At 56.2% G+C, this 536-nt stretch carries 1 protein-coding gene; it reads right to left on the bottom strand.

Going from position 1 to position 536, the window contains the following annotated elements; translation table 11 throughout:
* The coding region (locus KP705_RS16695; protein ID WP_215765064.1) for a DUF4158 domain-containing protein at positions 1-383 on the bottom strand (383 nt) is incomplete at its 3' end.
* Between the last annotated feature and the right edge of the window lie 153 nt (positions 384-536).

The raw sequence follows: 536 nt of genomic DNA on the forward strand, positions 1-536 counted from the left end.
GCGAAACCGGTCATGTCATGAAATGCCGACCGATCGAAGGTTCGGTAGCCATAACGCTTCATCAGGTGGGCCAGATGGGATCGACGGGTTTCGTCACGACGTCCGTAATGGGACCAGAGCCCAGGGGACAGGTCGAGCTGCCGCGCAACAAATGACAGAATGGGAGCCGGTGGTGTTTCACCAGATTCCAGCACCCGTCCCGGCCAGCGCATGTAGAGCATGACCATCGTGAAACCCAATCGGGAGGTTTCTCCGCGGCGGGTTGCGATCAGATCGAAGTCATCCTGGCTGAGTGTAAAATGTCTCGTGATCTCGCGATCATCGACAGAAGGCTCGTAATGTCGGGCGAGAGCTTCACGGGTCAGAAGACGGCGCCGCGCCATGATCGGATGTCTCCTTCATGTGTCCGGAAGGGGATCGTTGGACGGACTGTCCCGGACAAGTGCAACACGTCATGGAATACAGCCGTGTGCTGTGTCTCATAAAGGTGGTACCATATGTTTTGCAGTCATGGGGCCTTATACGTTACACTTTCC

Origin of the sequence: Gluconobacter sp. P1D12_c (assembly GCF_018812105.1) — a bacterium.
GTDB classification, from domain to species: domain Bacteria; phylum Pseudomonadota; class Alphaproteobacteria; order Acetobacterales; family Acetobacteraceae; genus Gluconobacter; species Gluconobacter oxydans_A.